The following is a 25,356-nucleotide window of genomic DNA, read 5'->3' as shown; positions in this document are numbered from 1 at the left end:
TTATTCCTCCCTATGAAAAATCGCTCGTTCACAAATTTGTCGAAATTTATATTCGAACTCTAAATTATTTTCTTCGGTGCGTTTTCTAGGTCCCTTTGTACGACCCCCTGCACGTCTTATTTTCGCACTTTCAAAGCGATATGCCAACAGTTGATCGATATTGTCAGACGTCAGTTCTTTACCGTTATGAGTAACAACAATTCCACCTTTTGCAATACACATCGCAGCGAGCCCATAATCACCTGTAATAACAATATCTCCTCGTTTTAATACACTTAAAAGCTTAAAGTCGACTGAATCAGGTCCTTTGTCGACAATAATTGTTTTTATATTATCTCGTTCTATACGATGTGATGTATCGCAGAACAAGATCGGTTCAATCTCATATTGAGATGATATAAATAGCGCTAAATCAACAACCGGACAAGCATCTGCATCAATTAATAGTTGTAAAATATTCTTTCACCCTTTCAGAAAATGCTTAAAATAAATTATTCTAACATAATAATTACATGGTATTTATTGTTTCTAACATCATCATAACAAGGTCATGTTACATAAAATGTAATTGAATTGTCCGATAATTCATACTAATGTATACTTATTAATTCATTTGGAGGTTACACAATGACGACAATTTCAACTAAGACAACTGCACAACAATATGTTGACGGTGTATTTTTAAAATTAAAAGAAAAGAACGCTCATCAAATAGAATTCATACAAGCTGCTGAGGAAATTTTCATCTCATTGGTGCCTGTATTCGAGCAACATCCTGAATACATAGAACATAACATTTTAGAGCGTATTATAGAGCCTGATCGCATTATATCATTCCGTGTAGCTTGGCAGGATGATCAAAACCAAGTACAAGTAAACCGTGGCTACCGCGTTCAATACAACAACGTAATCGGACCTTATAAAGGAGGATTACGTTTCCATCCGACCGTAAACGAATCTATTATGAAATTTTTAGCATTCGAACAAATATTCAAAAACGCTTTAACTGGTCAGGCAATCGGCGGTGGTAAAGGTGGTTCGGATTTTAATCCTAAAGGAAAATCCGATGCAGAGATTATGCGCTTCTGCCAAGCATTTATGACAGAATTATACCGCTATGTCGGTCCGGATGTCGATGTTCCGGCCGGAGACATTGGTGTAGGTGCGCGGGAAATCGGCTATTTATGGGGTCAATACAAGCGTATTAAAGGTTCATATGAAGCAGGCGTATTAACAGGCAAGAAACCTGGCTATGGTGGTTCTTTAGGTCGGAAGGAAGCAACAGGATATGGATTAGTCTACTTTGTTGAAGAGATGTTGCGTGAAGCAAAACAATCTTTTATAGACAAAACAGTTGTTGTTTCTGGTTCAGGAAACGTTGCAATTTATGCAATTGAAAAAGCACAGCATTTCGGTGCAAAAGTCGTTGCTTGCTCAGACTCTTCTGGCTATATTTACGATCCAGAGGGTATTAATCTAAAAATTGTAAAAGAATTAAAAGAAGTCCAAGGTAAGCGTATTAAAGAATATGTTACTCATCGTCCAAACGCAACTTATACAGAAGGCTGCGATGGAATTTGGACAATTCCATGTGACATCGCCCTACCATGTGCTACGCAAAATGAAATCAACGGTGAACAGGCACGTACTTTAATTACCAATGGTGTTAAAGTAGTAGCAGAAGGTGCCAATATGCCATCTAACTTAGATGCCATCAATGAATTTTTAGCTAGTGATGTATTATTTGGACCTGGTAAAGCTGCAAATGCAGGCGGTGTTGCAGTATCTGCATTAGAAATGGCACAAAATTCAGGTCGTAGTTATTGGTCAGCGCAGGAAGTAGACAGCAAATTGCATGACATTATGAAGTCTATCTTCAATGAAAGCTCTGAAGCTGCAAAGAAATACGGCTATGCAGGAAATTTAGTTGTCGGATCAAATATTGCCGGCTTTATTAAAGTAGCAAACGGAATGCTTGTAGAAGGCGTTTATTAAACAGCAAAAACCCGCAAAATTCATCCATCGAATTTTGCGGGTTTTAAGTTTACATTATCGTACTACTAATACATCACAATTAGCATTGCGGACAACGCTTTCTGAAACAGAGCCAAGTAAGAAGCGTTCTGCACGGTTAAGTCCTGTTGCCCCTACAATGATTAGATCAGCCGTTGTTAAGCTTGTTAACACATTTTTAGGAGAGCCTTCTTCGACTACAATCTGAACGTTTGCTACGCCGGATTGTTCTGCTTGAGTTTTAAATTCATTTAAATGATCAATTGCTTTATCCTTTAGAGCTTTTGCATATTTCAAATCGTAGGCCTCTACTGATCCGAAAGAATGTGTATCAATAACACAAATTAAATTCAGTGTAGCACCTGTCAGGTTCGCAATGCGTACTCCGCGCTCAAAGGCGATTTGTGCTTTTTCTGAAAAATCTACAGCAACAACTACATTTTTATACGTTTCAACCATTTTGATCACTCCTTTGTCTTAAAGGTAGTATAACAAATGTTTCCATCACTTTAAACTAAACCCCTATAAACCAACAGAAGTTAGACGTCCTTCTTTAAAATACGAACGTTATTTTATATTTACCATTAAAATATTCGTGTTATAATCAAATAGAATACATATTGGAGGTTTTAAGACGTGGAATTGATGTATAAAGGCAAAACAAAAGATGTTTATAAACTTGAAAACGAACTATATCTATTAAAGTTCAAAGATGACGTAACTGGAGAAAACGGCGTATTCGATCCAGGAGCAAACACGGTCGGTTTAACAATTGATGGCGCCGGTTTAGCTGGACTGAAATTAACATCTTTCTTCTATTCGAAACTGAATGAATTGAATGTACCGACTCATTATGTAGATGCGAATTTTGAAGAGGCGACAATGACAGTAAAGCCTGCCACTGTTTTCGGAAAAGGACTAGAAGTAATATGTCGTTTTAAAGCAGTCGGTTCTTTCTTACGACGCTATGGTGCATATGTAAATGAAGGACAAGAATTAAATGCATTTGTAGAAGTTACAATCAAGGATGATGAGCGTCTGGACCCTCCTATTTCAGAAGATGCACTAGCAATGCTGAATATTTTAACACATGAGGAATATGCCATTTTAAAGGAGCGTACAATTGAGATTTCAAAATTCGTCGCTTCAGAATTAGAGAAAAAAGGGTTAACGCTTTATGATATTAAATTGGAATTTGGCCGCGATTCAAAAACTGGCGAAATTTTATTGATTGATGAGATTTCGGGTGGAAATATGCGAGCGTATAAAGGTGATACATATATCGCACCATTAGAGTTAGAACGTATTATGTTATCTGAATAAATTCATTCTAGGTACAAATCATTATTCGATTTGTACCTTTTCTATTGTACCCTCTTCCTTTTTTCTATATATAATGATACACTTACTTTCGTACTTCGACGCGTTGAAGTGCGAAACTATATAGCGAGGTCATCTCATCATGAATGCAAAACAGCATGTAAAACCACATTTACTGGAAGCTCTTATTATAATCATTTTTATTATTGCACTAATATCCTATTCTATTATGAAGCTTGACAGTGTGCCGCATATACCTATTTTAATGTCGATTGTTGTACTTTTTGGTTATGGTACAATAAAAAAAGTGCCTTACCGTACGATGGAAAAAAGTATGATTGCTTCTGTTTCAACGAGTATCGGCGCGATTTATATTTTTCTATTAATCGGTGTTTTAATTAGTAGCTGGTTAATTAGCGGGACGATTCCTACATTACTATATTTAGGAATTTCTATTATTTCTGCGAGCTTTTTTTATGCCATTGTATTTATTATTACGAGCATTATCGGAACAGCGATTGGTAGCTCACTAACTACAGTTGCAACTGTAGGAGTTGCAATGCTTGGTGTGGCAAGTTCGATTGATGCTTCACTTGCCATTACAGCAGGTGCGATTGTATCAGGAGCCTTTTTTGGGGATAAAATGTCGCCGCTTTCGGACACAACCAACTTGGCAGCAACGGTTGTGGGAATTGATTTATTTACACACATTAAAAATATGATGTACACAACAATTCCGGCTTTTATCATTTCGCTTATCATTTATGCGGTGCTGTCACCAAGTAGTCAGCTTATGGATAACACACTGATTACGAGCTATAAAGAAACTCTGCTTGCGACAAATTTAATTCATTGGTACGCTGTGCTACCGTTAGTCATTCTGATTGTTTGCACCTTTTTAAAAATTCCGAGCCTTGCAACATTAGCCATTAGTGCCATTTCCGGAGTTATTTTATCATATTTTCACGGTACTATTCCGTTAAATGAACTCTTTTCAATTTTATACAACGGCTATTCAATAGAAACAGGTATAGTGGCAATTGATTCATTATTATCCCGCGGCGGTATGAATAGTATGCTGTTTACAATTATTTTAATCGTGCTGTCACTTTCAATGGGAGGTTTGCTATTTGCACTCGGCATTATTCAATCATTGCTTGAAGCATTGCAAAACAAATTGAAATCAGTTGGTTCCGTTATTAGCGGAGCAGCATTTACTGCAATCGGTATTAACTTTACAATTGGTGAGCAATATTTATCAATCCTATTAACGGGGGAAGCATTCAAAGAAAAATTTAAATTGCTTAACCTTCACCCTAAAAACTTGGCTCGTACAATTGAAGATGCAGGTACAGTTATCAATCCGCTTGTTCCATGGAGTGTCTGCGGTCTGTTTATTGCAACTACTCTAAATGTATCTGTACTAGACTATGTACCGTTTGCGTTTTTCTGTTTACTCAGCCCCGTCTTGACGATACTGTTTGGCTGGTTGAATATTACGATTACAAAGGCGAGCTAATGGTCTTTCAAATTTAAATGAAGTTCTGAGTGTAAAGTTTAAAATACTTTCAATTATAAAATTTTACCAATTTAAATATCGCTATCTAATTAAACTATAAATTACCTATTTTCGATATGGTATGAAACTTGCTTCCTTGTACATTCTAATGTCACAAGGAGGTGAGCACTCATGTCAAACAACAATAGTTCTTCAAACAAATTACGTGTACCTGGTGCACAACAAGCGCTTGACCAAATGAAATACGAAATTGCACAAGAGTTTGGTGTACAATTAGGAGCAGAAGCATCTTCTCGTGCAAACGGATCTGTAGGCGGAGAGATTACGAAACGCCTAGTTCAGATGGCTGAGCAACAATTAAAATCTAAATAATTAAAAAAGGAAACGTTGCAGTAATATGTAGCGTTTCCTTTTATTTTGACTTCTTTATAGAATTTGATTCGGAAGTGCAAATTATGTTATAAATTCCCCATTTTTAAATTACTACCTAATTAAACTGTAAATTACCTATTTTCGATGTAGTATGATACTTGCTTCCTTGTGCATTCTAATGTTACAAGGAGGCGAGTAACAGATGGCAAACAAAAACAGCTCAAATAAATTACGTGTACCTGGTGCACAACAAGCGGTTGACCAAATGAAATACGAAATTGCACAAGAATTTAATGTGCAATTAGGATCTGAAGCAGCATCTCGTGCAAACGGATCTGTAGGCGGAGAGATTACGAAACGCCTAGTTCAGATGGCAGAACAACAATTACGCGGAAAATCAAACCAATAATAAATAAAAAGGAAGCGTTACAGTTAAAAGTAGCGTTTCCTTTTTAATGTGTTCTTCTTTGAACAAAGTTATGTCATCTACGTGTTAACTTAGACCTAGATACGTTTGCCCTTCGCCCTTTCACTTCTGCAAAAAAAAGCACAAACCAGAACCCCGGTTTGCACTACTAATGTAAAAATATTCTTAATGACTAACTTGAAGAACTTCCCTCTGACCTACTATAAATTTCATAGGCAAAATACCCAATTAACATCCCCGCGCCTCCGCCTATACTAACCATATTTAACATAGACATCGGGTAAAAAAAACTAATCATCCCCCCGATAAAGATGCCTAAAAATGTCCCCCAAGGTATTAAACTATCCAATAAAAGTTGAGCACCTTGTGTGTTTTTCTTTCCTAGCTGATTTTTTTTATGTTTATTTTGAAGTCTTAAAATGACAAATATACTTATCGCGCCTACGATAATTAACGGAAATACAATACGCATTATTTCTGCCAAACTATCCATAGTATTGCCTCCTTTCAACTTTTTATATTAGTCTGTAGTCAGCACTGTCAATTACAACTCGGATTAAGCTATTAAACAGTTTTTGCTGAGAAGGATTTTGCCAGTCCTCTTCATACTCAGCCATTAACCACATGACTTCATCAAGAAAAACATGCTGCTTCGCCTTTTCCCAAAATAATTTTTCCTGATCGGTTAAAACACTGTATTCTTTATACCCTGATAAAAACAGTTCCCATTCATCTATTGTAAAAACTCTGTCTGGGGCCCATTCATGCTCATTATGAAAGAGCATTAAGACAAGTGCTAAATCGAAAACTCTTGGTATCCAAGTTGCATTATCCGGATCAATTAAATACGGTTCCGGGATTAACACCAGATTATTCGCTTTAAAATCATGGGGCGTTGCGACGTGCGGTAATCCCGCCTCATAAAGTTCCTGCTGAGCTGCAACACTTTCCAGTAATTTTATTTTTAATGCTGGGTCAATTTCAATCCCAGCTTTGCCAGCATGTTGCATAATAGCTTCCATACTCTCTTCTACTTCCTGTTTGTTAAAATCGTAAACATCGTAGTCAATAAGATCATAGATATTTGAAGTCGGTGAAACACTATGAATTTGTCCCAGCATCTTTCCTGCTTCATATATTTCTTTTTCTTTGCCTGAGTATTTGTTACCATCTATAAATGGATAAACAACAAAGTTCGTATCCTCATATTTTTGCGGGTTATCAACTTGTAGCTTAACTGGTGTTACAACATTGATTCCTTTATCTTTTAGCATGTTCGTATAGGACATTACATGCTCTGCTCTTGTTTGCGTACGTTTAACAATAACATCTTTTTCTCTGTATTTTGCCCGGTAGACGGGTGAATATGGGTAGATACTTATAGGCTCTTCTTTAGCTTCAAATCCAAATAGTGCCAATATTTCTTTTCCATTTGTCATATTGTCATCACCTTTCACAGAGGGATCGGTGTATCCTTTTGAACCCCCAAAAACTCTTTCAACTCAGGCATTTGTTTTAATGCCTGCTCATACCCGACTTCATAATTTGCTTTCATTTGATCAATTTTGCTTTCGAAGCTTTTTATTGCACGATCCGGTTTGAAAATAAAAGCTTCGTTATTTTGTTCCAATTCCCCAATATATTTCATCGTATCATTGTACATCGTCGCACGGTCGTTCATTGCAGCAGCAAGTCTAGGGTACCGCTTTTGAAAAAGTTTAGTTGCCCATTTGTTTGATCTTGATGGCTGTTTGATATAGCCTGGCTCCCTTGTCAGTACGAGCAGATGTTTAGAATAGCCTTTCTCAATTGCCCGCTTTACAGGAATCGAATCCGCTAGTCCACCATCATAGTAAGGAATATTATCAATTTTAATTTCCGGGAATAATACCGGGATAGCACACGTCGCCTGCAATATATCACATGTACGCGTCATCGTATGTGCACTCTTATATTCCACCTTGCCGGTAAAAGCATTAGTCAGTCCAAATTCCACTTCCCCAGGATAGTTATAATACGCATCCCAATCAAACAGATCGAGCTGATTAGGAACGATATTGTAAGCAAAATCTAAACCAAAAAGACTTTTCTCCTTTAGGAAATTCCGCGCACCCATATAACGCGGATCATTGCGATACGTTGTCAATACTCGCATCGTGCGTTCAGGCTGATTCGACATATACGAAACAGCATTAATCGCCCCTGCTGAAATTGCCGCAATATATGGCATAACTATCTTCTGCTCCATTAAAGCATCCAATACTCCTGCTGTAAATACCGTTCGAAACGTTCCACCTTCCAAAATTAAACTGCAATCCTTCACTTCATTCATCCATATCACTCTTTCTTCATATACATATCTTTTATTTTATTATACGTTTTAGACTATTAATGATAAAAGGAGTAAATTTATTATACTATTGGATACTTCCTAAATTTTCTGAAATATGTTATTATTTATTTCGAATATCGTAATACTAGGAGGCAACTTATGTCAATGTTGAAACGTAATGAAGTACCTGTCGGGGAAACGTGGAATTTAAATGATTTATTTTCTTCAGAAGAAGCTTACTTAGAAGCAATAGAGGAAGTGAAAGAGCTTGTTGATACAAGCGCCAAGCAGTTGCCAGGAACAATTACGGATGCCAAAGGTGCCATTGCAGCCATCGAAGCAACTGAAAAAATCCAGCTGAAATTAGTGCCAATTGGTACCTATGCAAGTCTTTCACACAGTGTAGATCAAACGAACACAGAAAATCAAATGCGTTCAGCCCAGTTTGGATCACTTGCTGCGAGCATTGCCACTAAGCTTTCCTTTGTAAAAAGTGACCTATTGGCATTAGACGAAGCAATTTTAAAAGAAGCGCAACTATTAAATCCAGCATATGAAAACTATATTAATAAGCTACTAATCCAAAAGCCATACCAGCTCCATCCCGAAGCCGAAAAAGCATTGGCTGCTTTTGGGGCAACATTTGATGCACCATATGAACTTTACAATACAACAAAATTAGTGGATATGGATTTCCCGAATTTTGAAGTAGATGGCGAACAATTCCCACTTAGCTATAATTTATTCGAAGGCGATTGGGAATTGGAAACAGATACGAAAAAACGTCGCGCAGCATTTAAAGCATTCTCTTCAAAACTACGTGACTATCAACATACCACGGCCAAAACGTATAATACACATTTGAAAATCGAAAAAACCGATGCAGATTTGCGTGGATACGAAACAATTTTCGATTCGTTACTAGAATCTCAGCAAGTTGACCGTACGATGTATGACCGTCAAATTGATTTAATCATGAATGAGTTAGCACCACATATGCGTCGCTATGCAAAGCTGCTTCAAAAAACGCATGATTTGGATAAAATGACTTTTGCAGATCTTAAAATTTCATTGGATCCATCATACGAGCCTACTATTACTGTAGAAGAATCCCGCCAATATATGAAAGACGGTCTATCTATTATGGGTGAAGACTATATCAAAATGATTGACCGGTCATTTGATGAGCGTTGGATTGATTTTGCCCAAAATGCCGGTAAATCAACAGGTGCATTCTGTTCAAGCCCATATGGTGTACACCCATATGTATTGATTTCTTGGACAAGCCGTATGAACGAAGTATTTGTCCTTGCACATGAATTAGGTCACGCAGGTCACTTCTATTTAGCAAATGAAGCTCAAAATATTTACAACGCACGCCCGTCGTTATACTTTATTGAAGCACCTTCTACAATGAATGAAATGTTAATGGCAAATCATTTATTAAAAAATTCATCAGATGCTCGTTTTAAACGTTGGGTTATTTCATCAATCATTAGCCGTACGTATTACCATAACTTCGTAACACATTTATTGGAAGCCGCTTACCAACGCAAAGTGTACGATATTATCGATGGCGGAGGCAATGTGAATGCTCCGAAATTAAATGAATTAAAACGCGAAGTACTGGAGCAATTCTGGGGAGATACAGTTGAAATCACAGAAGGCGCTGAGCTTACTTGGATGCGTCAGCCTCACTACTATATGGGCTTATATCCATATACTTATTCAGCTGGCTTAACAATTTCAACACAAGTTTCACAACGTATTTTAAATGGTGATGAATCAGCTGTTGGAGAATGGATTGAAGTGTTGAAAGCCGGTGGTACAAAAACACCTGTTGAGCTTTCGAAAATGGCTGGTGTCGATATTACGACTGAACAACCATTGCGTGATACAATCGCATTTATCGGAAATTTAGTTACACAATTAGAGCAATTGACAGAAGAACTACACACAGTATAAAAACCTCGGATGTGCAAAAATACTTTGCACATCCTTTTATTTTTTTAGCTACAAACTACTTTCAACAGTTAAATCGCAATCGATCGCTTCACTACATCTACTTGTTGGAATAAGTCAGATACTCCTGATTCAATTGCAGCTGACCCGACTGCCTTTGCAACTACTCCTGCAACACGTTCATCCATCGAGCTAGGAACAATAAAGTCTTCATGGAGCTCCTCGTCAGTCACAAGTGAAGCGATTGCCTCAACCGCCGCCAGCTTCATGGCTTCATTAATATCTCTCGCTCGCACATCCAACGTCCCACGGAAAATCCCTGGAAATGCTAGCATATTATTAATTTGGTTCGCGTGGTCCGAGCGCCCTGTACCAATAATTTTAACGCCCCATTTTTTTGCATTTTCAGGAGTAACCTCAGGATCTGGATTAGCCAATGCAAAAACGATTGGATCTTTTGCCATCGACTTAATATGGGCTTCATTTAAAATATTCGCTGCAGATACACCGATAAATACATCAGCTCCCACTAACGCATCATCCAAGGTTCCGCGTAGTTGATACGGGTTCGTTAAGTTAGCGACTTGATTTTTTACTGGATTCATTCCTTCAGGGCGTCCTTCGTAAATAATCCCCTTCGTATCACACATAATAACATTCGTGTACCCCATCTGAATTAAAATTCGTAAAATGGCAATACCTGCAGCCCCTGCTCCATTAATGACAACCTTCATTTGCCCAACTTCCTTATTTACAAGCTTTACGGCATTAATCATCCCTGCACCGACAACGATTGCGGTACCATGCTGATCATCATGAAATACTGGAATTGAACATTCTGCACGCAGCCGATCTTCAATTTCAAAACAGCGTGGTGCTGAAATATCCTCTAAATTGATCGCCCCATATGTAGGAGAGATTGCCTTCACTACGTTGACGATTTCATCAACATCTTTTGTATTTAAGCAAACCGGTACAGCATCAACATTCGCAAATCGCTTTAACAATAAAGCTTTTCCTTCCATTACCGGTAAAGCAGCTTCCGGACCAATATCCCCTAAACCTAGCACAGCAGTACCATCTGTAATGACCGCTACTAAATTCCCTTTCATCGTATAGTCATATACTGTTGAAGGATTTTGTTCAATAGCTAAACAAGGTGCTGCAACTCCAGGTGAATACGCTAAACTTAAATCATATTTATCCTGCACAGGCACCTTTGCACGAATTTCCATCTTCCCTCCATAGTTTTTGTGCATTTCTAATGACTTCTTCATTAAATCCATTTTTACCAACCCTTTCTAATTTTAGGAATTTTCTTTATATTTACGTATGTTATTCCTTTTAATTTCTTTTGTCAACGATAACATTTATTTTAAATTAAATATTCAGATAATTATATATAAACGTTGATTTAATAATGTTTATGAGGTTTATTTCGTAAAAAACTATTTGTGAATCCATACACAATCTATTATATAAATAAAATAAATGTAAGGGCTGTCATTTTGAAAATGGCGCTTTATCAGGCTAAAGTATGTGATGAATTGCACGAAGTACTTTCTAATGCTTAATATGAAACTTTTCACAAACTTACATAAAAAAAATGTCACAAAGCTTTTCATCACAAATTTTTCACATTTTTGTTAAACTTAATTTATCGGAGGGGTGAAAATGACAGATAAAACAAACACCGAGCAGCTGACAGAAGAAGAATTTTTAGAGCTTGTTTTAGAAGAACAGGAAAAGGCACTGGCAAAAGAGCGGGAGGCACGAAAAAATCCGCAACAAAAAAAGCCAAAAAAGCAAAAGCCTGTTGTCCGGATTGTCGTATGGTTGATGGCATTGACACTTGTTTTTAATACTTTTGCAGTAATTTTCAATATTTATTCCATTCCGGCAATTGAATTCTTAAAAGTATCAACTAAGCTTTCTAGTCAGGAAAATATCCAAACATATAAGCAATCGATCGTAACAATAAACACCGACTCCGGGAAAGGAACTGGGTTTGCTGTAACGGAAAATGGTTACATATTAACAAATGAACATGTGATTGATGATACTTTAACAATTACCGTAGTATTTCCAGATGATTCACTTTATAAAGCCGAGGTTGTGGAGGCATATGAGGAATATGATTTAGCACTTTTGAAAGTGGATGCGGAGAACCTACCGTATTTGACACTCGCAGAAACAAGCGAATTCCGTCAAAATGAGCCTGTTTATTTTATCGGCAACCCGCTAGCATTTAGCGGTATTGCGAATGAAGGTCAAGTGATAGGTTATACAAACGCTGTCGATATTCAAACAGAAATTATTATGATGAACGCACCCGTTTATCGAGGGAATAGCGGGAGCCCAGTGATTAATGAAGAGGGACAAGTAATAGGTGTGATTTTTGCAACTGGTACACGGGAAAACCATGGGAAAGTCGGTTTATTTATACCAATCGAAAGTGTTCATGAGCAATTCCAGGAACATTTAGAGCAATGAGTTTCTCGCTTAATTATTAGAACATTTGTCGGGGATATTAGAATAGTTTTTGACGGTTTTAGAACATTTACGTAGTATATTAGCATATTGTACATCTATTTTAGAACAAATGTTCCTTATATTAGAAAATGGACGATTTATTAGAAATGTTCCGCTCATATTAGAACATTTCAGTTTTTATTAGAAAAACTGAGGTTAGTATAAAAAATGGACACGCCTTAAGAGACTCTTTAAGATTAAGATATCTAAAAAAGGACGTGGAACCCATGAAAGAAAAACGCATACATTACTTCCGAATATAAAAAAACGGCTGCCCTAAGGTTGAGCGCCGTTTTTATATTAGAATAGTAGACTAAACAATAAATAGAATATACTAGCCATTAATGCTGAAATCGGTAAAGTGATGAACCAAGTAATGACGATTTTTCGCGCCATCCCCCATTTAACTCCTTTTACACGCTGTGCTGCACCGACACCCATAATAGCAGATGAAATAACATGTGTTGTCGATACTGGCAATGCGATAACTGTCGCACCAAAAATAATCGATGCAGAAGTTAAGTCTGCCGCAACACCGTTTACTGGACGGATTTTCATGATTTTGCCGCCTACTGTTTTTATAATCTTGTATCCACCAACAGACGTTCCTAGACCCATCGCCAATGCGCAGGCAAAACGTACCCAGTCTTGTACTTCATCTGTCGATTGCCAGTTTGCTGCGATTAAAGCCATTGTAATAATACCCATCGCTTTTTGCGCATCGTTTGTACCGTGTGTAAACGATTGTAAAGCTGCCGTACCGATTTGTGTTAACCGGAATGCTTTCGTTGTACTATATAACGGTGAACGTTTGAATATAAATTTGAAAAGCTTCATCACGATAAAACCTACAGTTAAAGCTAAAATTGGTGAAATAATTAATGCCTGTAAAATTTTAAAGAAACCTTCATAGTTTAAAATATCCATTCCGGCTGAGGCTACTGCTGCCCCTGCAATTGAGCCGATTAATGTATGTGAAGAACTTGATGGTATACCAAAATACCAAGTTAACAAGTTCCAAGTAATCGCCGAGCTTAACGCCGCCAAAATAACAACAGATCCAGTCACATCACCTTCGAATGCATTTAACGAGAAGGGATCAACAATTCCAGATGCAACTGCTTTTGCAACTCCCACAAAAGTCATCGCACCAACGAAGTTCATTACTGCAGCCATTAGAACAGCTACTCGCGGCTTTAACGCACGCGTTGAAACAGATGTCGCAATCGCATTTGCTGTATCATGGAATCCATTAATAAAATCAAATGCTAACGCAAAAATAACAACGAGTACGGTAATGATTAATAACGTTTCCATAGTCTACTCCTTTTTAATTATGCATTACGCATAATAATCGTTTCAATTGTATTCGCTACATTTTGGCAATAGTCGGCAATTTCTTCTAATTGCTCATACAAATCTTTAAAAATAATTAAGCGAATTGGATCTTTTTCAACTTGGAATAGTTCTGTAATAGATTTACGGAAAATCTCATCACATTCGCGCTCATAATCTTTTATTAAAATGGCATGTTGACGCATACCAATTAAATCTTTTTTATTTAATAATTCCATTGCCTTTACTGCTTCATCAGATGATTTCGCGATAAAGTCAACAAAGTCTCTCATATACTGATTCACTTCTGTAAATGCATACATTTCAAAGTGGGCAATTGTATTTTCAATACCATCTAAAATATCATCTAATTTAATTGCCAATGCTAAAATATCTTCACGTTCAATTGGTGTCATAAAGGACTCATTTAATTTCACGATCAAATCGTGAATTAATTTATCACCAGCTGTTTCATAAGACTTCATTTTAATTTGTATTTGTTTTAAGTCCGATACTGTAGAAATTGTTGATTCTTTTGCATAGTTGGCACCGTTTTGTACATTTTTTGCAATATTTAATAATCCTTCAAAAAATGGATCTGGTTTTTTTGAGCTGAACATGGAATAAAATCCCCCTAAAATGAAGTATGTAAATTAAAACCTAGGTTATCATACCACCTATTTTTCAATTTCTTCAACATTAATTTATGTTATTTACAAAACCTTTACAATCTAATAATAAATATTTCTTATAATCTTGCTTCAAAATAGCGAAATATATAACTAAATATTCAGAAACCTCTAAAATCCTCTTGTAATTCGGCGTTTGTTCGACAGATAGGAGAGAAAATTATATATTCTTCCCTTTGATACAGCTTTTAAACCATTTATATTGTTAAGCGATTGTAAATTTAATATTACAAAACAAATGTAATATTAATAAGTATTTTTCTATTAAACAACAGTAAAAAACTGCCTAGTAAGTTTTTCTACTAAACAGTTACTTGTTGTATATTTTATTTTTTAATACGGATGTTACGATATGTGCCGCATCCCATTCACCCAATGATAATTTTGTAACTGGATATTTTTTATCAAAAAGCTGGTTCGTTATTTCAGGAGACGTCATGCCTGCATCCGCCATCTGTTCTATTTTGCCACTAAGTTCTTTTAAAAAATCAAGTTTTTGCAGTAAAGCTTCCTTTCCATTCTTTATATACCCCGCATGGTTGCAGTACATTTCCTGGAAATCGTGTGAAATGGCAAGTTCCAAAGAGCTGATAATTTGTGGAACATTTTCTTCACGCAGCACGACTTTTGTTTTTGGTGTCACAAATAAATCCCCCGTAAAGAGCTGCCCTGTCTCTTCATTTAGAAAAGCCAAATGGTCATTTGTATGTCCAGGAGTCGGGATTACTTTCCAGCGGCCTGTCCTTGACGAGAAATGATTTTCCAAAGGCAGTGCTTCAAATGGTTTTCTCGTCCCCCAAAATAGCTTTCTATATAAAGGATAGTTTGCTTTGGATGCGCATTCCGCTATTCTAGTATCATTCATAAATATAGGTAAATTGTATTCAGTCTGTAAAAAGTGCGCCCCACCGGTATGATCTTCATGATAATGAGTCAACATCACCTGATCGACATCCATCATACTAAAAAATGTTTTAAATTCCTCAAGGAGTGATGCTGCACCAGTATCTATTAAAACACCATCAAACTCAAAGCAATATACATTCAAACGGACAGATTGGAATTTCACAAAGCCATTAATCATTTTCACTCCAGATTTTTCGCTTATTTCCGACTTTTTCTTAAATAGCACAGCGATTCACTCCTTTACTCTATATTTTTCTACAATATTACTTTAACATAATCCTTGGGAATTTACCCCATAATTTAGCTAATACATAAATCAAAAGCCGTTATGCAAGAATTTCACATAACGGCTCACTTTTATTTTCAGCTTAATTATTTGGACGTTGCAACAGGATGATGTTTTACCCAGTCGCTGTACCCTGCCATATAAATTTGGACATTTTCATACCCAGCTTCTTTTAAAACTGAGTAAATTGGTGTTGCTGTGACACCAGAACCACAGTAAACGACAATATTCTCTTCCTTTGATACTTTGTCTAGAAGTGAAGAAGTAATGACTAAGTTTGAACCATCACGTAGCTGCTCCCAGTCGTAATTTTGGGCGGTCGGAATATGTCCGGCTACTTTGTCCAACGGCTCGATTTCGCCATTATAGCGGACTGCTGAACGCGCATCCAATAAAGTAGCTTTTGTTTTTCCTTCGACAATATTTACAATATCCTGGCGCTTCAGTAAAATCTCATCATTCCATTGAAGCTGCAATTCACTCTTTTGAAATGTCGGCACTTCAGTCGTTATAGGAAAACCTACATCTATAAAAGCCTGGAAGCCACCATTGACAACATAAGCATGCTTAAATCCTGCATAGTTTAAAATCCACCATGCCCGTGTAGCATATGGTGCTGCACCTTGGTCATATACATAAATCGCATCATTAAGATGTAGTCCATGCTTTTCAAATAGTTCCTGAAGCTGCTCTTTTTCTGGTAGCGGGTGGCGTCCTTCTCCTTTTGCTAAATCGGATAAGTCTGTATTTAAATCCCAAAATACAGCACCTTCAACATGCCCTTCCTCATACAGAGCTTTTCCTAATTCTACATTTGCCATATCAAATCTTGCATCGATTAGACGGCCTGTCGGTTCGATTTTATCGGCAGTTACAAAAACATTCGTCATAAAAAGATCCTCCTTATGCTTGAAGTTGTGCGAAGATATCTTTCCAAACAGCTAAGTGGCTTTCTTCCTGCAACAATAGGCGCTCAGTTTCAACTTGCTCAATTGCCTGTTCAATCATGTGTTGACGTAGCCCTTCCGCTTCAATTGCTATAAAGCCTGCTGCCCATTCGAGAATCTTAGCTTTTTCCAATTCTAAATAACTTTGGGCATTTGGTTTTGTTAATTGTTCCAATGCATCGCGTAATTGCTCTTTTTCATTTTTTTCAAAGAAGGCCTTCACATTTTTAAAGTGTGATTTTACCCCTTCATAAGGAGTCGTTTCAGCAAACGGTCCTGTGAATTCCAATAACTGCGGTTCTTTTGATTCATAGCCTAAAAATGCAAAGCTTGGATTTAACTCCTTAAGCTCTCGGGCTTCATCTTTAAATTGTGCCTTCATCTTCTTCTCAACAAATTGTGCTAATCGGAAATTCGTTACACGCATTTCCTGTGCGAAGTCAAAGCTTAATGCTTGAAGTACTTCTTTCAATGCCGTCTGTAATGCTTGCTGTGGCGGCATTTGTGCAAAGGTAGACGGATTATAGCTTTCACGGAAGAAATCAGGATAACGATAGTACACACGCTGTAATACGTAGTATAGTAACTCATCCAGTTCCTGCTTCATTTCACTTTCCAGCATAGCTGTTTGGGTTGTTTGATATTTTGAACGTACAAGCTTTTCCAAATGTGCAAGCTCTTCTAATCGTTCATCTTTACGCTTTAGGTTTTCTTCCGTTTGCGTAATTAAATCATGGAGTCGCGCCTCGGTTTTTTCCACTTCTTCCTGCAGCGCCTGTACCGCAATGCCCATTAGCTCATCATTCAGGAAATGATGGAATGCGTCTTCAAATGGTGCCATACCTGACTGAAGATCATTCTGGTTTTCCTTTTCCTTCAGCGCAAGCAAACTTGATACCCCATAAAGTCTTGGGAAACGAATGCCGAATCGTTGAAGCTCTGAACGAACATAACTCTTCACTTCTTCCTCTTCATCCATTGTAGAGGCTAAATCAATTGCATTTACGATAAAGAACATTTTATCTAATTCAAATGCGTCTTTCACACGGCCTAATTGAATTAAAAATTCGCGGTCCGCTTTTGCAAATGCATGGTTATAGTATGTGATGAATAGTATAGCATCAGCATTTCGAATATAATCGAACGCTACTCCTGTATGGCGTGCGTTAATAGAGTCCGCACCAGGTGTATCTACTAATGTTACGCCCATACGAGTAAGCGGTGAATCAAAGTAAAAATCGATATTATCGACAAAGCAAGAACGGTTTTCCTGCGCAACATACTTCTCAAAATCATGGCGATTAACACGCAAAGTCGTACCGAGCTTCGGCACAAACGATTCATAGCCCTCTGAAAAGGCGCGGATAAACGATTTATGGACATTTAATCGCTCATCGGATAATTTAACAGCCAATCCTTCTGCTGCACGGTCATAAGCTTCTTTCAGCGAATTTACTTGCAACCCAATTGCTGCATAAGAGCCTTTAATATCTTCTAATAGCTGCGCTACATTTTTCAGATGAACATCGGCTGTCTCGTGTGGATGTTCAGGCGACACAGGGCGAATTTTATTAATCGCTGCCGTCGTTGGGTTAGGTGATACCGGCAGAACGCGTTCACCCATTAAAGCATTGGAAAAGCTTGATTTACCTGCACTGAATGCACCGAATAAAGCAATTGTAAAATCACGCTTTTGCAAACGCTCTACTTTTTTCGTTAAGAAGCTAGAAACTTCCTTAAAGCCTTGAACATCCTTAATAATGTTGGCAGTCTTTAAGGCTTTTTCAATAACAGCATCCACGTTTAAGCCTGTCTCTATTTTTTCCAGTACATGCTCGTCCTCAAGCTGTTTATCTTGTGCAGTCATTTGCAACATCGACTCTTTAAATGGTCGAATATCTTTCAATGCTTGCTCATGCTCACGTTTCCATTTTTCCAGATGGATTTTCGATTCCGCACGAATTTCGTTTGATACTTGCTTCATTAATGTATTGCTGAATGCTTCGAACTTCTCAATTTGTAATATATGCTGAAGCGCTTGTACTTTTTCGGACATCGCATTGATCTTTAACTTTACCGGTGCTGCTGCTTCTCTCGCCACTTGCTCCAATGTCTCTTTTTGCTCAAGCTTCCAAGCATCTGTTGTTTGGATAAAGTAGCGTTTTGTCGCCTCGGATACACGGTTCGCAAAGTTTAATACTGCATCCCCTGTAATTACACCGCTTTTTTGCACTTGCTCTTCAATAATCGAAAACGGGAAATTAAATTCCTTCTGATCAATTCCTGCTGCACGCTCATCATTTAATGCACCAACATCTTTCAACGCTTGCTTCATCAATGCTTTCAAATGACCAGTAATCTGAGATTGAACGACGTGGTTAAAGCTCGCATAAGCCTCTTCTTGGCGGCGCACTTTCTCTTCTGCTGTTTTCTTTTTCGCGGTAAACAGTCCACCTACTTTAAAGTCCTCTTGTTGACTTTCCAGATAGGCACGTAATTTTTCACGTACATCTGCCGGCATAATCGCAGCATTTGTAAGTAGTTCTTTTCGTTTTTCATCGAACTGCTTATCAAATACATCAAATGAGAATAGTTCAGTTTGACGAGTTAATTTTTCATATTGCTCTAAAATATCATCACGGTGCTGCCAGTCATCCTCTGATACGACTTCTGCATAGGTTTCAAAGCGATCCTGCTTTTCTTCTTTTAAATATGATTCATGCTCATGCTGTAGTTTTTTTAATGTGTTTTCAGCTGTTAAAACTAATTGCTCCTGCCAGTCATTCATCGAATCCATGACAATTTTCTTCACTTGATCAAAGTCATTGTTCGGTAACTCTTTTTCGCGTAATGATGTGAAGAAAATATTTTTCGGGTATACACCCCATGCTGCAAATGAGTTATGCACCGATTGCTTGAAATCTTCAAATGATAATTCCGCTTCACGGTGTTTATCAATTTGATTGACGATTAAATATACATTCGGATTATATTTCATTAACTGCTTTGTAAATTGGAAATTGAGCTCTGATTGCACATGGTTGTAGTCCATTGTATAAAACACCATATCCGCTATATGCAGTGCCGATTCTGTACTCATTGCATGCGCATCATCCGTCGAGTCAACACCTGGAGTATCCATAACGGTAACGCCTTCAGGTAAACTTGACGTACTATGTCCAATTTCGATTTGCGATACTAATTCGCCATTTTTACTTAGTTCTTTCACTTGTTTAATATCATAGCCTGCTTCAAACTTTACCGGCTTTTCATTGTGCAAATAAAGAATAGCAAAATCCTCATCCGATTTATGCACTTTTACAATGTTCGCACTTGTTGGTATTGGACTTGTCGCTAAAATGTTTTCACCCGAAAGTGCATTAATCATGCTTGATTTACCAGCAGAAAAGTGACCGGCAAAACCGATGACAAACTCCTTCTGTAAGAGCTTGCGTGCAAAAAGATGCAGCTTTTCAATTCGTTCTGTATCTTCATTTTCTTTATAGATTATGTATTGTAATGCCGATTGCTGTAACAATCCTTGAATTTTCTCGTCAAACAACGTCATATTCTTACCCCTTTATTTCTTATTACCTCTAATTTGTCACCATTCTATAGTACCATGCTTAGTCAATAAAATCGGCTAATTTTTTTTAAAAATTATCGTAAATAGTGCGCTTCTTATGCAATTTAGCCAATTTCAGACGCTTTTTTCTAAAAATTACTATTTCCGAATAATTGCATTGTATAAGTAATTCATCTCATATAAATTAAAATCCTTCCACACTCCATATTTTTATTGACTTCCGTAATTTACTCAAAGTAAAATACTCAACATAAAGTATTATTATGGAGGGTTTATTTTGACTCAGCTTCTAGTTTTGGGTGCATTAAATATGCAGCCATTGTCTGGTTACGATATACAAACTATGTTACAAGAGAACGAAGCAGAAAGATGGTCGGGCGTACTTGTAGGATCAATTTATCACGCGCTAAAAAAATTGGAACAAAATAGCTATATAGAACTGGATCATATTGAACATAGTGGCAATCGCCAAAAATCTATTTATAAAATTACTGATTTAGGAAGAGCGCATTTAAAAGAGCTTGTTTACAACTCTATTGTTTCTTCTAATGTACCCTATCCCCTCTCTTTATACGCTGGTTTATCTATGATTGATCAATTAGAAAATGACCGAGCAATAGAAGCGTTACAGCATCAACTGAAAATGCTTGAAAATGAACTCCTTATAGTCGAAAGCGGTTTATCAATAAAGGAACAACATTTACCAAAAGGGTTTTCACCAATGATGTCTATTGTAGCTAAAAACATGGTGGATATTTTAGAACAGCAAATTAACTTTGTGAAGGATTTATTAAATAATTATAAATAAAATTTAATTGTTCCTCTTATTAAAAGAGGAACAAAAAAATACCCATATACTCAATGTTGAGTATATTAACCTTAAGGAGTGATCCATTATGAAACTTGACCATCTAGTAATAAATGTAGATCCAAATTACCAGCAAGAAAGTGAGGAAGTTCAACAAATTAAAAAAGCTGGCCTTCCCTATAATGTAAAAAAGGGTAAAGGTACTAAAGGGTTTAAAGCAACTAATATTTGGACAGGAAATGAATACTTTGAATTAATCACCATTACTAATAACGATGGCGGCGGATGGAGGCCTGAATGGGTTCATGCCTATAATTCGGGACATAGAGGATTAATTTGCCTAATGATTGATGTAAATAATATTGATGCTATTGTTCAGCGTTTACAAAAAGAAGGAATTTTGATTTCCAATCCTGAAAGAATTAAGATTGAATTTTTCTTTAAGTTATTTTCAAAAACGATGCCCTGGCAAAATAGCTTTTTGAATTTTTTCGAAAATATCCCCCTTCAAATTGGTTTTCAACAAATGGATAGTGAAAAAATCCGAAAAGGGTTTGAAAAATATATGGTTCCTAATTCTAAAGAGAATAACATATCTGGCATTACACAAATTCATATTGCAGGCGACTTTACTATTTCCGACTTCCAAATGTTAAGAACTGTTTTTGAGCAAACACTAGATAATGAAAATCAACTAATAGTCCAGTTAGAAAATTCCCAAAAAGTTATATTTGAAAAAGCTAAAGACTATTCTATAAAAGTCACATTAAAAAACGATATTAGTTCCTTTATTATGGAAACATGTAAAATTGAAGATATTTTAATTAACTTTGAATAATCTATAAAACTAATTACCTTATTACAAGTTATCTAGTTCTCCCCCCTTAAATACTTGCAACAAGCTAGACGTCCCCTTTTAGTAAGGTTGTTATATAATAAAAAAAGAGGTGAGTAAATGTTTTTTAGATCTAAATTAATCAAAAATGACAAGAAATATAGTGCTGAAATGTTATTTAAAGATGTGTCATCTGAAAAATGGGATAAAGACAATTTAACAAAAGCTAATTTAGATTTTTCAATAGATAGTGTTCGTCTCGTTAATGAATATGCTGATCGATTAATTCAAACAGAATTCGGACAGCAGCTGTTAAAAGAACATCATGATAATTTGATAACACGCATCGGTGCCTATGTAGGGGAAGTAATTAAACATCACAAAGATGGTCAATATCGCTGGTTTGATTTTAACTCTATAAGAGAAAATACGGTGCATTTAAATAACTATTCAATAAGTGTACAAGATGAGTCTGTTCTTTATTCTAAAAAAATGGATGATGTATTGTGCCCTATCTATGAGGTGAAGCAATATTTTGATGGGAAATCGAAATATTCCAATTTTTTGGAATATGTAGAAGTTACTATTAAAAAATAGGTTTATACTATAGGTAATTAGGACAGTTGGTAGTGTGTCAGATTTATAATTTGGGCATTTTGGATTTAATATCTTTTAATAGGAGAATTATATGAAAAAGCTTATAGACACAGTTTTAAACAACATATCAAATGAACGTTTTGAGAATTACTGGGAAGGATTTAAACCTGTTGCCATAATTAAATAAAATTCGAACACGGTCGTTGTAGATTTTCTAATATAGTTCGAAATCATCTAATATAAATTTATTTGTTCTAATAAAATCCCGATTTGCTAATATACTTTTAAGATGTGCTAAAATGGGAGCAATTTGTTCTAATATCACCTTTCAATCTTCTAATATCACTTCGAGTTTTTCTAATAACTCGCGCAATTGTTCTAATAAAATACCAACGAACCGGCTCCTTAAACCCACCCCTACAAAAAAACAGCACCTCAAAATTCGAGATGCTGCCCGTAGAAAAATTATTTTTTCTTAATCGTAATTGTCCAAGATGCTTCGCCTAATTGCTCATAGTTCGTCACTTCATGACCGTCTTCAGCTGCCCAACGAGGAATTGACTCTGTTCCTTGTGTACAGTCAAATTGTACTTCCAGCTCATCGCCTGTATTTAATTCTTTGATTGCTTCTTTTGCTTCGATTAACGGGAATGGGCAAACCATTCCTAATACTTCTAATGTTTTCTTCATATAAAATCTCTCCTTATGCACGCGCTGCTGCACGTTGTTTTGACGGACGCACAAATACGAAATAAGATGCTGTCCATGTTCCTAGAATCATAAATGTTAAAGCCGTCCAGCCTGACCAAGTCATCATAGACGTCATTACTAAACCATTACCAATCGAACAGCCTCCTGCAAGACTAGCGCCGAATCCCATTAAAATACCGCCGCTAGAGCTTCGTACAACTGTTTTTGTATCAGGTGTCCGTAAACGGAATTCCCCGCTCATTTTTGCTGCGAAATACGAGCCGAAGAAAATCCCTAGTACTAGGAACACACCCCAGTTAATAATATCTAAATCTCCTGTTACTAAAAACTGGAGAAGGTTTGCTGAAGGTGTTGTAATACCTAGGCCGAAAATACGTCCTGATGCCGCGCTTAACGGCCATGCCAATGTCGCAATTAATCCGATTAAGATTGCTGTCACATATGGATTCCAGCGCTTTTCAAATAAAATATGCGCTAAACCTGTTTTCTTTGGTTTTAAGCTTGGAATTTTTACACGAGGTTTACGTAATTCACGGTAAACAACGAATGCTACCAAGGCTACAAACGGAATGACTAAAAACCAAACATTAATGCCAAATGTTTCTGCAATCGAATCTGTACCGACTACCGGTGTACGTGCATCCACTGTAAATTGTGCTAATGGACCTGACTTCATGATAGCTGCCATTAACATATAAAACGCCAATGCAATCCAGCTTCCGATTAAACCTTCCCCTGCACGATACCAAGTACCTGTTGCACAACCACCAGCAAAAATAATACCTATACCAAAAATAAATGCGCCTCCAATTGTTGCCCACAATGGAAACTGCCCTACTGTATACTCAAACGCACCTGCGCCGATTAGTACAAACACACCTACTGCCTGTACGGCAATGGCAACAAGTAGCGCATAAAACATGCGATTATCTTTTGCAATGTACATATCGCGGAAACCGCCTGTTAAACAGAAGCGTCCTCGCTGCATTACAAAACCTAAAAGAGCACCACAAAGGATACCCGTTAAAGCCATCTGTAACAATATTATTCCCCCAATTTAAATACCTAGTTTCTTTATAGGAATATAATACAATATTTTTCAATTGGAATTCAAGCCTTTTGATTAAATATTTGTTATCTTATTAATTTAGTAGGTTTTAACATCAATTAAATATCCTTATTCTACTCCCAAAAAAGAACCATCATTTTTTACTGACATATGATACAAAGCAATATATTCTTCACATCGTGGCTTGAAGCATGTAATAACCTTCTAGAACAATGCAAAAAGTGTGACTTTTTCTTTCTTTATCAAAATTTAAAGTAGGTGAAACAAATAAAAAATTCCTATTTAGAACTTCTCGCAGAACTTGGTATTGGTGGTGCACACCCTGGCGGAATTAAGCTAACAGAAGAAATATTAAAAAGCGAAAATATTAACAGTACTTGTCACGTTTTAGATGCTGGCTGTGGTACTGGTCAAACAGCAGCTTACTTGTCACAAACTTTCCAAGCTAAAGTGACAGCGCTTGATTTTAATTCGACAATGGTTGCAAAGGCCAGACATAGAATGAAGATTAATAATTTACCTGTAGAAATTATAGAAGGCTCCATTGAAGATATCCCCTTACCGAATCATCACTTTGATTTTATTATTTCTGAATCCGTCATTTCATTTGTTAATAAACCAAAAGCCATAAGTGAGATTTATCGCATATTAAAAAATGGCGGCCGGTTCATTGCTGTTGAGCCAACATTGAACGAACGCCTTGACGTTACCCAAGAGCAAGAAATCATGCAGTTTTATGGTCTTGATTCCCTACTCATGGAAAAGGACTGGGCGGAATTATTAAAACAGATTGGCTTTAAAAATATTCAAATACAGCATCATACCACTATTGAATCGGAACCCGATTTTCATTACTCCAATGAAATTGATCCAGTGCTATACGACGTCATGAAAAAACATTTGGAAATCATCTCAAAATACCAAGAAACTTTTAGTTACCGAGTTTATACATGTACAAAATAAAATAAAGCCACTTTGTCTAAGTGGCTTTCAGACTGTAGACAAACTCGAAGAAATTCGAGTTTGCCTACAGTCTTTTTTGTTTTAAAATAAAGTTAACTGATGAAAACCGTTGATTTCCATTCCAGGGGACGCGTTTCGCGGGCGGGT

General features: G+C 36.7%; 24 protein-coding genes. 11 read left to right on the top strand and 13 right to left on the bottom strand.

The window, feature by feature from the left end:
• Positions 1-456, bottom strand: a complete 456-nt coding sequence (locus SNE38_RS15530) for a YaiI/YqxD family protein (protein ID WP_336046855.1) — start codon at positions 454-456, stop codon at positions 1-3.
• A 171-nt stretch (positions 457-627) separates the two neighbouring features.
• Between SNE38_RS15530 and gdhA the strand changes: the two genes are divergently transcribed.
• Complete coding sequence (gdhA, locus tag SNE38_RS15525; protein ID WP_336046833.1) at positions 628-1,995, top strand: NADP-specific glutamate dehydrogenase; 1,368 nt, start codon at positions 628-630, stop codon at positions 1,993-1,995.
• A 54-nt stretch (positions 1,996-2,049) separates the two neighbouring features.
• Here the strand turns inward: gdhA and SNE38_RS15520 are convergent, their stop codons facing one another.
• Positions 2,050-2,472, bottom strand: a complete 423-nt coding sequence (locus tag SNE38_RS15520) for a universal stress protein (RefSeq protein ID WP_191702940.1) — start codon at positions 2,470-2,472, stop codon at positions 2,050-2,052.
• Positions 2,473-2,649: 177 nt separating this feature from the next.
• On the opposite strand from SNE38_RS15520, the gene SNE38_RS15515 reads away from it, so the two are divergent.
• From SNE38_RS15515 to SNE38_RS15500, 4 genes are all read left to right on the top strand, one after another.
• Positions 2,650-3,336: a phosphoribosylaminoimidazolesuccinocarboxamide synthase gene (locus tag SNE38_RS15515; RefSeq protein ID WP_336046832.1), complete on the top strand. Its 687-nt coding sequence runs from the start codon at positions 2,650-2,652 to the stop codon at positions 3,334-3,336.
• 139 nt (positions 3,337-3,475) lie between these two features.
• Positions 3,476-4,852 (top strand): Na+/H+ antiporter NhaC, encoded by a 1,377-nt coding sequence (nhaC, locus tag SNE38_RS15510; RefSeq protein WP_191702938.1) that lies wholly within the window; start codon positions 3,476-3,478, stop codon positions 4,850-4,852.
• 171 nt (positions 4,853-5,023) lie between these two features.
• Positions 5,024-5,224 carry an alpha/beta-type small acid-soluble spore protein gene (locus SNE38_RS15505; RefSeq protein WP_191702937.1) on the top strand — a complete coding sequence of 67 codons (201 nt, stop codon included), beginning with the start codon at positions 5,024-5,026 and terminating at the stop codon, positions 5,222-5,224.
• A 202-nt stretch (positions 5,225-5,426) separates the two neighbouring features.
• Positions 5,427-5,633: an alpha/beta-type small acid-soluble spore protein gene (locus SNE38_RS15500; RefSeq protein WP_191702936.1), complete on the top strand. Its 207-nt coding sequence runs from the start codon at positions 5,427-5,429 to the stop codon at positions 5,631-5,633.
• A gap of 190 nt (positions 5,634-5,823) precedes the next feature.
• On the opposite strand, the gene SNE38_RS15495 is transcribed toward SNE38_RS15500, so the two are convergent.
• From SNE38_RS15495 to SNE38_RS15485, 3 genes are read right to left on the bottom strand one after another with little or no spacing between them, the layout of a single operon-like run.
• A complete protein-coding gene (locus tag SNE38_RS15495) occupies positions 5,824-6,144 on the bottom strand; it encodes a hypothetical protein (protein WP_191702935.1) in 321 nt (106 codons plus the stop codon).
• Positions 6,145-6,166: 22 nt separating this feature from the next.
• Positions 6,167-7,090 carry a phosphotransferase gene (locus SNE38_RS15490; protein WP_191702934.1) on the bottom strand — a complete coding sequence of 308 codons (924 nt, stop codon included), beginning with the start codon at positions 7,088-7,090 and terminating at the stop codon, positions 6,167-6,169.
• Positions 7,091-7,104: 14 nt separating this feature from the next.
• Entirely contained in the window at positions 7,105-7,983 is an 879-nt protein-coding gene (locus SNE38_RS15485; RefSeq protein ID WP_191702933.1) for a patatin-like phospholipase family protein, read from the bottom strand.
• Between the two features lie 159 nt (positions 7,984-8,142).
• Here SNE38_RS15485 and pepF point away from each other — a divergent pair, with 159 nt between their 5' ends.
• A complete protein-coding gene (gene pepF / locus SNE38_RS15480) occupies positions 8,143-9,948 on the top strand; it encodes an oligoendopeptidase F (RefSeq protein ID WP_336046831.1) in 1,806 nt (601 codons plus the stop codon).
• A gap of 68 nt (positions 9,949-10,016) precedes the next feature.
• Here the strand turns inward: pepF and SNE38_RS15475 are convergent, their stop codons facing one another.
• Positions 10,017-11,231: an NAD(P)-dependent malic enzyme gene (locus SNE38_RS15475; protein ID WP_336046830.1), complete on the bottom strand. Its 1,215-nt coding sequence runs from the start codon at positions 11,229-11,231 to the stop codon at positions 10,017-10,019.
• Between the two features lie 388 nt (positions 11,232-11,619).
• Between SNE38_RS15475 and SNE38_RS15470 the strand changes: the two genes are divergently transcribed.
• Positions 11,620-12,438, top strand: coding sequence for a S1C family serine protease (locus SNE38_RS15470; protein WP_191702930.1), 819 nt, complete (start codon positions 11,620-11,622; stop codon positions 12,436-12,438).
• Between the two features lie 339 nt (positions 12,439-12,777).
• Here the strand turns inward: SNE38_RS15470 and SNE38_RS15465 are convergent, their stop codons facing one another.
• The 5 genes from SNE38_RS15465 to SNE38_RS15445 form a co-directional block, all read right to left on the bottom strand.
• The gene (locus SNE38_RS15465; RefSeq protein ID WP_191705530.1) at positions 12,778-13,794 is read right to left on the bottom strand and encodes an inorganic phosphate transporter; all 1,017 of its coding nucleotides are present in this window, start codon (positions 13,792-13,794) and stop codon (positions 12,778-12,780) included.
• Positions 13,795-13,811: 17 nt separating this feature from the next.
• Positions 13,812-14,432 carry a DUF47 domain-containing protein gene (locus SNE38_RS15460; protein ID WP_191705531.1) on the bottom strand — a complete coding sequence of 207 codons (621 nt, stop codon included), beginning with the start codon at positions 14,430-14,432 and terminating at the stop codon, positions 13,812-13,814.
• Between the two features lie 379 nt (positions 14,433-14,811).
• Positions 14,812-15,633: an MBL fold metallo-hydrolase gene (locus SNE38_RS15455; protein WP_191705532.1), complete on the bottom strand. Its 822-nt coding sequence runs from the start codon at positions 15,631-15,633 to the stop codon at positions 14,812-14,814.
• Between the two features lie 146 nt (positions 15,634-15,779).
• Complete coding sequence (locus tag SNE38_RS15450; protein WP_191705533.1) at positions 15,780-16,583, bottom strand: sulfurtransferase; 804 nt, start codon at positions 16,581-16,583, stop codon at positions 15,780-15,782.
• 13 nt (positions 16,584-16,596) lie between these two features.
• Entirely contained in the window at positions 16,597-20,208 is a 3,612-nt protein-coding gene (locus SNE38_RS15445; RefSeq protein ID WP_336046829.1) for a dynamin family protein, read from the bottom strand.
• A gap of 295 nt (positions 20,209-20,503) precedes the next feature.
• On the opposite strand from SNE38_RS15445, the gene SNE38_RS15440 reads away from it, so the two are divergent.
• The 3 genes from SNE38_RS15440 (at position 20,504) to SNE38_RS15430 (ending at position 22,466) form a co-directional block, all read left to right on the top strand.
• Entirely contained in the window at positions 20,504-21,034 is a 531-nt protein-coding gene (locus tag SNE38_RS15440; protein ID WP_191705535.1) for a PadR family transcriptional regulator, read from the top strand.
• Positions 21,035-21,122: 88 nt separating this feature from the next.
• Complete coding sequence (locus SNE38_RS15435; protein ID WP_191705271.1) at positions 21,123-21,872, top strand: VOC family protein; 750 nt, start codon at positions 21,123-21,125, stop codon at positions 21,870-21,872.
• Positions 21,873-21,989: 117 nt separating this feature from the next.
• Complete coding sequence (locus SNE38_RS15430; RefSeq protein ID WP_191705272.1) at positions 21,990-22,466, top strand: hypothetical protein; 477 nt, start codon at positions 21,990-21,992, stop codon at positions 22,464-22,466.
• A 465-nt stretch (positions 22,467-22,931) separates the two neighbouring features.
• On the opposite strand, the gene SNE38_RS15425 is transcribed toward SNE38_RS15430, so the two are convergent.
• Positions 22,932-23,156, bottom strand: a complete 225-nt coding sequence (locus SNE38_RS15425) for a sulfurtransferase TusA family protein (protein WP_008404823.1) — start codon at positions 23,154-23,156, stop codon at positions 22,932-22,934.
• Positions 23,157-23,169: 13 nt separating this feature from the next.
• Positions 23,170-24,219, bottom strand: coding sequence for a YeeE/YedE family protein (locus SNE38_RS15420; RefSeq protein ID WP_191705274.1), 1,050 nt, complete (start codon positions 24,217-24,219; stop codon positions 23,170-23,172).
• Between the two features lie 285 nt (positions 24,220-24,504).
• Between SNE38_RS15420 and SNE38_RS15415 the strand changes: the two genes are divergently transcribed.
• Positions 24,505-25,209: a class I SAM-dependent methyltransferase gene (locus tag SNE38_RS15415; RefSeq protein WP_336046827.1), complete on the top strand. Its 705-nt coding sequence runs from the start codon at positions 24,505-24,507 to the stop codon at positions 25,207-25,209.
• The last annotated feature ends 147 nt before the right edge of the window (positions 25,210-25,356 follow it).

It is taken from the genome of Solibacillus ferritrahens, assembly GCF_037027585.1.
GTDB classification, from domain to species: Bacteria; Bacillota; Bacilli; order Bacillales_A; family Planococcaceae; genus Solibacillus; species Solibacillus ferritrahens.
Note: the sequence above shows the minus strand (reverse complement) of the source record. Positions and strands in the feature narration are given on the sequence as shown.